Origin of the sequence: Xanthobacter aminoxidans, from assembly GCF_023571765.1 — a bacterium.
GTDB lineage: Bacteria > Pseudomonadota > Alphaproteobacteria > Rhizobiales > Xanthobacteraceae > Xanthobacter > Xanthobacter aminoxidans.
The window spans coordinates 1-11418 of sequence record NZ_JAMJXC010000038.1 but is presented as its reverse complement, the minus strand read 5'-3'; the positions used below and the strand labels follow the sequence as shown (position 1 = coordinate 11418).

General features: G+C 66.9%; 14 protein-coding genes and 2 pseudogenes. 14 read left to right on the top strand and 2 right to left on the bottom strand.

The genetic code is table 11. From position 1 onward, the window contains the following. Positions 1-151: 151 nt before the first annotated feature. Positions 152-322, top strand: a pseudogene (locus EJ105_RS27125) (DUF736 domain-containing protein); the annotation flags it as partial. Positions 323-379: 57 nt separating this feature from the next. Here the strand turns inward: EJ105_RS27125 and EJ105_RS27120 are convergent. Further along, on the bottom strand, positions 380-598 hold the full coding sequence (locus EJ105_RS27120; RefSeq protein WP_138397488.1) for a helix-turn-helix domain-containing protein: 219 nt from the start codon (positions 596-598) through the stop codon (positions 380-382). 208 nt (positions 599-806) lie between these two features. Between EJ105_RS27120 and EJ105_RS27115 the strand changes: the two genes are divergently transcribed. The 13 genes and pseudogenes from EJ105_RS27115 to EJ105_RS27055 all read left to right on the top strand — a co-directional run bounded on the left by EJ105_RS27115 (position 807) and on the right by EJ105_RS27055 (position 10774). Next, positions 807-1064: a DNA -binding domain-containing protein gene (locus tag EJ105_RS27115; protein ID WP_250168805.1), complete on the top strand. Its 258-nt coding sequence runs from the start codon at positions 807-809 to the stop codon at positions 1062-1064. A 112-nt stretch (positions 1065-1176) separates the two neighbouring features. After that, positions 1177-1329, top strand: a pseudogene (locus EJ105_RS27110) (transcriptional regulator domain-containing protein); the annotation flags it as partial. A 124-nt stretch (positions 1330-1453) separates the two neighbouring features. Next, complete coding sequence (locus EJ105_RS27105) at positions 1454-1960, top strand: DUF2285 domain-containing protein (protein WP_250168804.1); 507 nt, start codon at positions 1454-1456, stop codon at positions 1958-1960. Positions 1961-2100: 140 nt separating this feature from the next. After that, positions 2101-2382, top strand: a complete 282-nt coding sequence (locus tag EJ105_RS27100; protein ID WP_250168803.1) for a helix-turn-helix transcriptional regulator — start codon at positions 2101-2103, stop codon at positions 2380-2382. A 15-nt stretch (positions 2383-2397) separates the two neighbouring features. Beyond that, a complete protein-coding gene (locus EJ105_RS27095) occupies positions 2398-3552 on the top strand; it encodes a replication initiator protein A (RefSeq protein ID WP_250168802.1) in 1155 nt (384 codons plus the stop codon). Next, a complete protein-coding gene (parA, locus tag EJ105_RS27090) occupies positions 3549-4202 on the top strand; it encodes a ParA family partition ATPase (RefSeq protein WP_250168801.1) in 654 nt (217 codons plus the stop codon). Before EJ105_RS27095 ends, parA begins: the two co-directional genes overlap by 4 nt. Continuing rightward, the gene (locus EJ105_RS27085) at positions 4199-4456 is read left to right on the top strand and encodes a ribbon-helix-helix protein (protein ID WP_250168800.1); all 258 of its coding nucleotides are present in this window, start codon (positions 4199-4201) and stop codon (positions 4454-4456) included. Before parA ends, EJ105_RS27085 begins: the two co-directional genes overlap by 4 nt. Then, a complete protein-coding gene (locus EJ105_RS27080) occupies positions 4453-4980 on the top strand; it encodes a DUF2840 domain-containing protein (protein ID WP_250168799.1) in 528 nt (175 codons plus the stop codon). The genes EJ105_RS27085 and EJ105_RS27080 overlap by 4 nt, the downstream gene beginning before the upstream one ends. Next, positions 4977-5522, top strand: a complete 546-nt coding sequence (locus EJ105_RS27075; protein WP_250168798.1) for a S26 family signal peptidase — start codon at positions 4977-4979, stop codon at positions 5520-5522. The genes EJ105_RS27080 and EJ105_RS27075 overlap by 4 nt, the downstream gene beginning before the upstream one ends. 175 nt (positions 5523-5697) lie before the next feature. Continuing rightward, positions 5698-6354 (top strand): lytic transglycosylase domain-containing protein, encoded by a 657-nt coding sequence (locus EJ105_RS27070; protein WP_250168797.1) that lies wholly within the window; start codon positions 5698-5700, stop codon positions 6352-6354. 243 nt (positions 6355-6597) lie between these two features. Continuing rightward, a complete protein-coding gene (locus EJ105_RS27065) occupies positions 6598-8337 on the top strand; it encodes a relaxase/mobilization nuclease domain-containing protein (protein ID WP_250168796.1) in 1740 nt (579 codons plus the stop codon). A 23-nt stretch (positions 8338-8360) separates the two neighbouring features. Then, on the top strand, positions 8361-10340 hold the full coding sequence (locus EJ105_RS27060) for a conjugal transfer protein TraG (RefSeq protein WP_250168795.1): 1980 nt from the start codon (positions 8361-8363) through the stop codon (positions 10338-10340). A 5-nt stretch (positions 10341-10345) separates the two neighbouring features. Beyond that, entirely contained in the window at positions 10346-10774 is a 429-nt protein-coding gene (locus EJ105_RS27055; protein ID WP_250168794.1) for a CopG family transcriptional regulator, read from the top strand. 131 nt (positions 10775-10905) lie between these two features. On the opposite strand, the gene EJ105_RS27050 is transcribed toward EJ105_RS27055, so the two are convergent. Beyond that, the coding region (locus tag EJ105_RS27050; RefSeq protein ID WP_250168793.1) for a transposase at positions 10906-11418 on the bottom strand (513 nt) is incomplete at its 5' end.

The window sequence follows — 11418 nt, the reverse complement described above, 5'->3', positions numbered from 1 at the left end:
CCGCTTCCCGCGGGGCGCCCACCTTCCAGCCCGCAATTATGCGGAGCAGAACCCCCGCCGAAACCGGCGGCAACACAGACCTTACAGGCCGGCGCTCTGCATAATCCCGCTCTCCGCATAATCGGCGTTATGTGGAGCTCCACATAACATCGAGATTGGCGCCGCCTGGTCCAAGCGCTCCAGCGAAGGCCGCGACTATCTGGGCCTCAAGCTCGACGATCCCAGCTTCAACGCCCCCATCTACGCCAACCTCTTCGATGATGAGGACGGTGACACCTTCTCGCTGATCTGGTCCCGCCCGAGCGGGCGCCGCGGCGAGTGAGGCGATCGAGGCCCCGGCCGGTTCCGGCCGGGGCTTTCCTACCATCGGGTTCACCGGTCAGTCGTTGCCGTCGGGCCGCACGAGCTCGACGTGGCTGACGCCCAGCGCCTGAGCCAGCTCGTAGAGGGTGATGACTGTCGGATTGCGCCGGCCACGCTCGAGGCCGCTGATATATTGCTGGCTGAAACCGGAGCGCGCCTCCACGTCCTCCTGCGTCAGGCCTTTCTCCTGACGCAGGCGCGCGAAATTCCGGCCGACCAGCTTGCGCATATCCATGCGCAGACGGATCGCAATTTACACACTTTGAGCTTATCAACTATAATATGTAATCAAGTGCCCGTAGCGAGTTAGACGGCGGCATTCCCGATGCCAAGCGATTGTCCAGCGACCCCGGGAATGCTCCCAGCGCGCGGGCTCGCTTCACCATCCGCCGTCGTCTAGAAGGGACCAAGGTTGCGTCAGGCATGGAAACACGGGGGGTGACATGACCGACGCGTTTGCAGACGCCGCCCCAATCGCTCCCGAGCTCACCGACTACGACCGGGCACATATCAAGCTGTATGCACGGCTCCTCGACGCCACCGCGGATGGCGCCGGCTGGGAGGAGATCGCCTCGGTGCTGTTCGGCATCGACGCGGCTCGGGAGCCCGAACGCGCCCGTCATGTCCATGACAGCCATCTGGCCCGGGCCCGTTGGGTGGCCTCCAGCGGCTACAAGGACCTCCTCCACCGCACTGTCTGACGTTGCGGCCCGTTCGCAGGGGTGATGCCGCAGCCGCATCACGCGATGCTCCCCAGCTGGCTTCTCCCAATACCCTCAATCCCTGATTGTCCTCACTCGACACGCACGCTTGATGCGGAGACGAGTGATGAAGCCCGATACATCACGCTGGCGAGAGGATGCCACCTACGGCTATTTTGACACCCTGTCAGTGGAGGGCCTCGCCTGGGAATGCCTGCGGCGGGATGAGACTTACCAGGACCATTACGACTCCCTCGTGAAGGCCGGCTCGGACGCCGACCCGCTCCCCCGGGAGGTGGAGCAGCGCTGGGGGCTGCGATTTCGCCGCACGGCCGTCTCTCTCCGCTGCGGAACAGAATGTCCCGTGGTCGCCGGTTGTCGATCCGGCCGTGGTGCTTCTCACCCAACAGCCCGCGTTTCTTCCGGGTGCTCCCAGCGTGTCGTTTGGCGACATGGTCGCACCTCGCCAGAGCGCCGAGGGCCGATACTGGGTCCATGGTCCGGCACCCCATGCCGCACAGGTGCTGCTGCTGACCGGGGCTCGCCCCGACGCGCCGCTGGCGGCATTGATCCCGCTGGACGCGGACACGATAGGGCGGATGGAAGCGCTGACCCGCTTCTGGCGCGCTGTCGAGGGGCGGACCGTCATCTCCGACACCCGCATCACCGCGCAGCAGCGTGACCGGCTGCGCACCATGATGCTGGCGGCCGACGGCCGGGCGAATGGCGCCAGCTATCGCGACATCGCCATGGTCCTTTACGGCCATAAGCGCGTTGCGTCCGAGCCCTGGAAAACCTCGGCGTTGCGCGACAAGGTCATCGGCCTCGTCAAAGGCGGCCTCGCCATGATCCGTGGCGGCTATCTCAAGCTCCTGCGTCATCGCAGAAGACCATAGCCGCATCGTCGGCATCCTGAGGGTGGGGATTTTAGCCCCCCTCAACTTCCCCATCCCCCTCGACGGCTGCCCTTCGCCACCGTGATCGCCATCCGCCGCTGATGACCAGCGGCCCGAGATCGCCCACGGAGGTTCTATCCATGCGCCCCGACGCTATCCCGCTGCCGCCGCGCTACCTGCGCACCAAGGAAGCCGCCGTCTTCCTCAGCCTCTCGCCCCGGACGCTCGAGAAGCACCGCACCTACGGAACCGGTCCCGCCTATCGCAAGCTCGGCGGTCGCGTCGTCTATTCGGTCGAGGATCTGCAGGCCTGGGTCGCCCGCGGCGCCGTCACCTCCACCTCCGATCCCCGCGGCACCGTCCTGCCGGCCAAGCGCCAGGGCCTGCCCGGAATTGCCGAGCCCCACCGCTTCGCACGCTGATCGGAACCCTTCTCCATGGCGGCGCGGCATCACTCCCAGCCAGAGCGCGGACAGCTCAATCTGTTCCGCGCGCTTCCCGGCGCGTTCGCGCCACGAGATGCGCAGGATCTCATGGCCTATCCCTTCTTCTCCCTCTCCAAGACCCATCGGATCGCGCCCATCGATTTTGCCGCTGGCGACGTCTCCATCCGCGTCGAGGCCGTGCCTGACCACGGCATGGCGACCATCTGGGACGCCGACATCCTGATATGGGCGGCGAGCCAGATCGTGGAGGCCCGTGACGCCGGCCTGCGCACGTCGCGCTTCATGGTCGCCACCCCCTATGAGATCCTCAGGTTCGTGGGCCGCGGCACCTCGCTCCGGGACTACCAGCGCCTCAAGGCTGCACTCGACCGGCTGCAGTCCACCACCGTGTCCACCTCGATCCGCCAGCCGGCCGAGGGAAGGCGCCATCGCTTCTCCTGGATCAATGAGTGGAAGGAGCGCACCGATCGGGATGGCAGGCCCGCCGGAATCGAGCTCGTCGTCCCCGACTGGTTCTATTGCGCGATCCTCGAAGATGCGCTCGTGCTCACCATCGACCGAGCTTATTTCGAGCTGACGGGTGGTCTCGACCGCTGGCTCTACCGGCTGGTGCGCAAGCACGGCGGCCGCCAGCACAACGGCTGGCGCTTCGACTTCCGTCACCTCTATTTGAAGTCCGGCAGCCTCTCACCCTTCAAGCGCTTCGCCTTCGAGCTCAGGGACATCATCCGCCGCCAGCCGCTGCCCGGCTACACCCTGTTCATTGAGCTTGATACTGGGGCTCGCATGCTGCTCGCGTTCGAGCCCAACTGTGGACAGCCTGTGAATCCTCTCGTGCCATCGGGAACCCGGTGCCACGTGCCATCAGGAACCGGCCCCTCGTGCTTTCAGGAACCCAAACAGGGGTTAACTCCAAGCCCGAAACCGCAAAATCGCGCTCCTAACTTAGAATCTAACATAGAGTCTAACTTTAAAAGGCGCGCGGGCGATGTGGATGATCGGGCTCAGCCGGCCCAAAAAACTAGCCATCTGCGCACCTCTAAAGATGAAGGTCTTCCGTCTTTCCGTAAAGACGGATTTCCGGCTTCTGATCCTCTGGCTGTGCCCAAGACGATGCCTGCAGGCACATCGGGAGATCCCCGATGATCGTGGCGCTCCTCAATCAGAAGGGCGGAGTCGGCAAGACGACGCTTGCCCTGCACCTTGCCGGCGCGTGGGCGAGCCGCGGTGAGCGCGTCACCGTGATCGATGCCGACCCCCAGGGCTCGGCCCTGGACTGGTCTCAGCAACGCAGCCGTGAGGGCCTGCCGCGCCTGTTCGGTGTCGTCGGTCTCGCCCGCGACACGCTGCACCGCGAAGCTCCCGAGCTGGCACGGGACACCGACCATGTGGTCATCGACGGGCCGCCGCGCGTCGCGGGCCTGATGCGCTCGGCGTTGCTCGCCGCCGACCTGGTGCTGATCCCCGTGCAGCCCTCGCCGCTCGACGGCTGGGCCTCCGCCGAGATGCTGGCCCTCCTCAGCGAGGCCCGCATCTACCGGCCGGAACTTGCCGCGCGGTTCGTGCTGAACCGCTGCGGCGCCCGCACCGTGCTCGCCCGCGAGACCTCCGAGACGCTGGCCGATCACGATCCGCCCGTGCTCGCGACCACCATTGGCCAGCGCGTCGCCTTCGCCATGTCGGCGCAGTCCGGGCGGCTCGTCAGCGAGCTCGACGCGGACGGGCCGGCAGCGCGGGAGATTGCGGCGTTCGCCGTGGAGATCCTCGCCCTTCCCACCGGCGGGGCCACACCATGACCGAACGCCCGAACCGGCGGGGCTTCGCCGCCCGGCCCGCGGATCCCGAGCAATGGGTGAAGGCCACGGAGCCACGGCCCGCGAGCGATGGAAACGCCGCTGGCTTCACCGCGCGGCTCACCATCGATGTCACGCTCGACCTGCGCGGGCGCATCAAGATCGCCGCCTTCAGTCGCGGCCAGACTGTCGCGGACATGCTCCGCGATCTCCTCGCCCGTGAGTTTCCCCCGACATCAGGAGAGGCCTCATTATGAGCCCGCCGGTGCCATCCTCCGTTCCCAAACCCATCGCCCCATCACCCGCCGCGCCGACGCCAGACCCGCTCACCCATGTGGAGCTGACCTGGATCGAGAAGCGGATCGAGAACTGGATCCGCTTCGGCCGGCCTGCGCAGGCACAAACTCTCGACCGTAGTCGCCGCATCGTATCGTTTGCGCCGAACTCCATCTTCGCCTTCGTGCGCTGGGCCGCAAACGACTTCGGCACCGTGGTGTCGCGCCTCGACATCGTGCGTGCCGTCGCGCCGGGCGAGGCCTACCAGACGCTGCCCTTCGTGCGTCCGGGCGGCGAGATCCTCCTGCGAGCCGACGGCTGGCCGAAGGTCGAGAAAGTGCTCCAGCACGTGGATGCCATCGATACCCTCGGCATCCATGGCGCAGACGTCGCGCCGGACCATTGGAGCCACGTTCACAATCGCCTCGCGGCCGGTCACGCACCTCGCGCCTACACGCTGGAGCGCCATGCGGCGTGGCTGAAGCGCCGGGAGTGCGAGGCATGACTCGCTTTGGCACTGTGATGGTCACGTACTTCTCCGTGATGGGCGTGGCGGCCGCCACGTTCGTTCCGACACCGCTCAAGCTGGTGTGGAACGTCTCCGCCAGCGCGCCCGTCGGGCTCTATGCCATCGAGCCGGGGCGCAAGCTCGAGGTCACGGACCTCCTCGCCATCACGCCGCCGGCGGCGCTCGCCCGCTTCCTGGTGGAGCGCGGCTATGTGGGTGTCGGCGTGCCGCTGATGAAGCGCGTGGCGGCGCTTCCCGGCCAGGATGTCTGCCGCCGGGACCGCACCATCACGGTCGATGGCGTGGCCTACGGCCAGGCGCTGGAGCGCGATCGCATGGGACGGCCACTGCCGGTCTGGCACGGCTGCCGGCGCATCGCCCAGGGCGAGCTCTTCCTCATGAACTTTGACGTGCCGGACAGTCTGGATGGCCGGTATTTCGGGCCACTGCCCGCCAACATCGTGATCGGCCACGCCGTGCCGATCTACACGGACGAGGCCGGGGACGGGCACTTTGTCTGGCGCGCGCCGACGCGCTGAGCACGACCGACCATCCCCACCTTCATTCATACGTCGAGAGGCCGTCATGCCGCGGACGAGACTGTTTTCGCGCGCCCGCGATGGCGTACACGCATCCATGCGAGTGCTCATTTGCCCCCGTGCGCTGGTCCTTCTTCTCCTTTCCGGAGTGCCCTGCAGCTGGTCAACGACAGCCATGGCCGCGGAAACACGAGCGGCACAGACCCCACCTTCGCCGAGTGATCGCTACGCCGATTTCATCGCGGAAGCGGCGGAGCGTTTCGACATTCCCGCAGTTTGGATCCGGGCCGTCATGCGCGCCGAAAGCGACGGCGACGCGCGCTCGACCTCGTCCAAAGGCGCCATGGGGCTGATGCAGATTATGCCGCAGACCTGGGCCGAGCTGCGCATTCATTACGGCCTCTGCGAGGATCCCTACGACCCGCATGACAACATCATGGCCGGGGCCGCCTATCTGCGGGAGCTGTTCGACCGCTACGGCAATCCCGGTTTCCTCGCCGCCTACAATGCAAGGCCGGGCCGCTACGAGGCCTCGCGGAAAGGACTGCCCCTGCCGCCAGAGACGCGCGCTTATGTCGACAAGCTGGCGCCGGACATCGCGCGCGGGAAGGCCGAACCTGCTGCGTCGCTACCGTTGGGGACGACGACGGTCGAGACGCCGCCCTGGGCTCAATCCCCGATCTTCGCGGTGCAGCCGATCCGCACATCCGCTGCAGATCCGGCGCCACCCGATCGCGCTCAGCCGGCGCCAGACGTGCGCGATGTCTCGGCGACCACTCCGCAGCCGGCAGGCCTGTTTGTTGCCCGCAGCAGCGTGGGGGGCGCGCGATGAACTATCTCGGCGTCATTTGCACCTTGTCGGGTTCTCGCGTGTTCAGGCGAAGGTTGGGACGGAAGACGCAGGAAACGACCCTTCGATGGCGAGATAAAAGGGCGCAGGGTGCGCTGCGGTCGGTCGGTTGTTTCTACTCGGGAATTTCCAGCCAAACGCACATTGCGCTGCTGCTCGGCAATGTGCATCGAGCGTTCAAGTCTCTGGGCTCGTTGACTTTCTCGCACATTGCGGGCGTACGCCATGGCCGATGATCGGGAATTCCGCGTCCGCCCTGGCCGCATCCGTTCGAACCGCACGCAGCGGGCCCGCCCCTTCATCGCCCAGGCCCTCGCGGCGGCCCAGAAGGCCGGCGGGCATGTCTCCCGATCCGGCCGTATCTCGTCGGGCAGCCGCTCGCACTTCGGGCGGGGCCGGGCCGCCAGCATCGTCGCCAACCGCCTGCTTGCCGGGCGTTCGCGCATCGTGGTCATCAAGACCCGCGTGGTCCGGCATACGGCGCGGGCCACGCCGCTGACCGCGCACTTCTCCTACCTGCGCCGGGAGAGCGTCACCCGGGATGGAGCGAAGGCTCGCCTGTTCGGGCCGGGCGCGGAGGAGGGGGATGGCCGCGCCTTCGCGGAGCGATGCACCGACGATCGACACCACTTCCGCTTCATCGTGTCGCCGGAGGACGCGGCGGACATGGCGGACCTGAGGTCGTTCGCCCGCGATCTCGTGGGTCGGATGGAGAAGGATCTCGGCACGAAGCTCGACTGGGTCGGCGTCGACCACTGGAACACGGACAATCCCCACCTGCATATCCTGGTGCGAGGCCGCACGGATGACGGCCAGGACCTCGTCATCTCGCGCGACTACATCAAGGAAGGCATGCGCGCCCGTGCTCAGGATCTGGTCACCCAGGAACTGGGCCTACGCACTGACCTCGACATCCACCGCGCCCTCGAGCGGCAGGTGGAGACGGAAGGCTGGACCCAGCTCGACCGCCAGCTGGTCCGCGATCAGCGCGACACGGGCTTCATCGACGTGGCGCGCGAAGCCGACGGCGGGCCGGGCGCCTTCCTGCCGATAAAGGTCGGGCGGCTGCGAAAGCTCGAGGCCCTCGGCCTCGCCGATGAGATCGGTCCCGGCCAGTGGTTAATCGACGAGAAAGCCGAGGCGACGCTCAGGGCCCTCGGTGAGCGCGGCGACATCATCAAGCGAATGCACCGGGCGCTCACCGCCCAGGGCATCGAGCGGGGCACCGCGACCTATGTGATTGCCGGCGAGAACCTGGATGCTCCCATCATTGGTCGTCTTGTGGATCGCGGCCTCGATGATGAGCTGAGGGGCACCGCCTATGCCGTGGTGGATGGTGTCGACGGGCGCACCCACCACATCCGTCTGCCCGACCTCGATGCGGCAGGCGACGGCACGCGTGGCTCGATCGTGGAGCTCCGGCGGTTCGAGGACGGACGTGGCCAGCCGCGTGTAGCCCTCGCGGTTCGCTCCGATCTCGACATCGACCGGCAGGTCACCGCCACGGGCGCCACATGGCTCGATCGTCAGGCGCTTTCCCGAGCGCCGGCCTCTCTCTCGGAAGGCGGCTTCGGCGCCGAGGTGCGCGGCGCTATGGAACGCCGCGCCGACCATCTGGTCCGGGAGGGGCTGGCTGAGCGGCAGGGACAGCGCGTCGCCTTCGCCCGGGACTTGATCGAGACGTTGCGTCGGCGGGAGGTGGAGGCGCTGGGCGAGAAGCTCGCTGCCGAGACCGGGCAGCCGTTCAACCAATCAGGATCGGGGGACTATGTCTCCGGCACCTACTGTCGCCGCATAACGCTCGCCTCTGGCCGCTTCGCCATGCTGGACGACGGCCTCGGCTTCCAGCTCGTGCCGTGGACACCCTCGCTGGAGAAGCAGCTCGGCAAGCACATCTCCGGTGTTGCCCGCGCCGATGGCGGCATCGACTGGTCCCTCGGCCGCAAACGCGGCCTTGCCCTCTGACACCACACATCACCGAGCGCCGCATGTCCGCGACCAAGATCCTCTGGGGCCAGATCCTCCTCGTCTTCGCCATCGTGCTGGCCACGACGTGGAGCGCTACACAGTTCGTGGCGTGGCGGCTCGGCTTTCAGGACCAGCTCGGCCCGCCCTGGTTCCTGCTGGGGCCCTGGCCCGTCTATCCCCCGCCGGCCTTCTTCTGGTGGTGGTACTTCTACGACGCGTATGCGCCGGCCATCTTCACCGAGGGGGCGATCATCGCCGCCTCTGGTGGCTTCCTGTCCATCGCCGCCGCCATCGGCCTCTCGGTCTGGCGGGCGCGGGAAGCACGGCGGGTCGAAACCTATGGGTCCGCCCGCTGGGCCGAGCCCGAGGAGATCCGCGCGGCGGGGCTGCTCGGTCCTGACGGCGTGGTGCTGGGGCGCCACGGAGGGGACTATCTGCGCCACGATGGGCCCGAGCACGTCCTGTGCTTTGCCCCGACCCGGTCGGGCAAGGGCGTGGGCCTCGTCGTGCCGTCACTGCTGACCTGGCCGGGCTCGGCCATCGTTCATGACATCAAGGGAGAGAACTGGCAGCTCACCGCCGGCTTCCGGGCACGACATGGGCGCGTGCTGCTGTTCGATCCCACCAATGTGCGGTCCTCAGCCTACAATCCCCTGCTGGAGGTCCGCCGCGGGGAATGGGAGGTGCGGGACGTCCAGAACATCGCCGACATCCTTGTGGATCCGGAAGGGTCGCTCGAGAAGCGGAACCACTGGGAGAAAACCAGCCACGCGCTCCTCGTGGGCGCAATCCTCCATGTGCTCTACGCCGAACGGGACAAGACGCTGGCCGGTGTCGCGGCCTTCCTCTCCGATCCCCGGCGGCCCATCGAGACGACCCTCGCCGCCATGATGACGACGGCGCACCTCGGAGAGGCGGGACCCCATCCCGTTATCGCCAGCGCGGCCCGCGAACTCCTCAACAAATCCGAGAATGAGCGGTCCGGCGTGCTCTCCACCGCCATGTCCTTCCTCGGGCTCTACCGCGATCCCGTCGTGGCGGAGGTGACCCGGCGCTGTGACTGGCGCATCGCCGATCTGGTGACGGGCACCCGGCCGACGTCTCTCTACCTCGTCGTGCCGCCCTCGGACATCAACCGCACCAAGCCGCTCATCCGCCTGATCCTCAACCAGGTGGGTCGGCGCCTCACCGAAGACCTGCAGGCGAAGGCCGGCCGCCACCGGCTTCTCCTGATGCTGGACGAGTTCCCGGCGCTCGGGCGGCTCGACTTCTTCGAGAGCGCGCTCGCCTTCATGGCCGGCTACGGGCTCAAGAGCTTCCTCATCGCCCAGTCCCTGAACCAGATCGAGAAGGCCTACGGGCCGAACAACTCCATCCTCGACAACTGCCATGTGCGGGTGAGCTTCGCCACCAATGACGAGCGCACCGCCAAGCGCGTCTCTGACGCCCTCGGAACCGCCACCGAGATGAAGGCCATGAAGAACTATGCCGGGCACCGCCTCTCCCCCTGGCTCGGGCATCTCATGGTGTCCCGCTCGGAAACCGCCCGACCACTGCTCACGCCCGGCGAGGTGATGCAGCTTCCGCCGGCCGACGAGATCGTCATGGTGGCCGGGACGCCGCCGATCCGAGCGAAGAAAGCCCGGTACTATGAGGATGAGCGGTTCAGGGAGCGGGTGCTGCACCCGCCGGAACTCTCATCCCCTCGCGATCGTCAGCCTGACGACTGGACCGTCCTTCCCTTGCCGGCGCCATCACAGTTAAGCCTGATGGTCGAGGGAAGCGACGACGAGGACACCACGGGTTCAGAGCATCGGCGTCAGCCGGAGCTCGCGAGGGTGGCGCCGGTTGAGGCGCCGCTGCAATCGGTGAACGAGTTCGAGATCGATCTGGTCGATGAGGCTGAAGACGACGTCGCCCGAAACAGCCGCATGACGCGTGTCATGCAAGGTATGGCGCGCCAAGTCTCGCTCGATCCCACCGACGGCATGGAGCTGTGACGGTGATGGCCCCACGCAAGAAGAAGGCGCAGATCTCGGTTTATCTCGATCCGACGACCATGAAGCTTCTGGCCGATTATGCTGCGCGGCGCGATCAGCCTCAGTCCCTGATCGCAGAGGCCGCGATCGCGTCGTTCTTGTCGCCCGACGCGGCCGAGCAACGGGAAGCTGCCGTCGCCAAACGCCTCGATCAGTTGGACCGACGGATGGCTCGGCTGGAGCGGGACCTCGGTATTTCTGTCGAGACGCTGGCCGTGTTCGTACGGTTCTGGCTGGCCACCACGCCGACCTTGCCGGAGCCGGCGGCCCAGGCCGCGCGAGCCAAGGCTGGGGAGCGGTACGAAGCGTTTGTCTCGGCGCTGGGCCGGCGGCTCGCGAAGGGTCCGAGGTTAGCGCAGGAGATCGCCGAGGAGGGCGGTGCTGCCAAAGCCTGAGAAAGGGGCTCTCGCGCCATAAGCAGAAGTTCGCTGCGGTGAGGACGAACGGCCGGTATGGGGCCGAGGCTGTGTGAGAACTCACTGTGGCTCGTCGCGCAGGTTGTTGCCACGGCGCGCGTCGGCTCCGGTCACCCGGCTATCGCCTTAAGTGTCGAGGCCACGCCGGCCACTGCAATGGCACGCTTCATGTTGTAAGCCAGTATCGCCAGGCTGGCCTCGGTGGCGACGTGCTTGAGGCCGCGCGTTCGGAAGTGGGTGGCACCCATCCATCCTTTTATAGTGCCGAAGACGTGCTCGACCGTGCAGGGGCGGACCGCCATGGCTTCGGGCATCGCTTGAAGCCTGCGCTCCATGGCATCGAGCACCGCTTCGTGCTCCCATCGTCGGATGCGCTTCTCCTTGCCGGCCGTGCACAGGGGACGCGACGGGCAGGCGCTGCAGGCCTTCTGGTTGAAGTAGACGCTTATGAGCTTGCCGCCCTCCACCCGGGCAAAACGTTTCTGCAGCTGTTGACCGGCGGGGCAGCGATAGGTGTCGGTCTGCGGCTCATGCACGAACATAGCCTTGCCCCAGAAGCCGCGCGCCTGAGCCGGCGATGTGTTGGGCTTGGGCACCATCGGGATGATGCCAGCTTCGGTGCA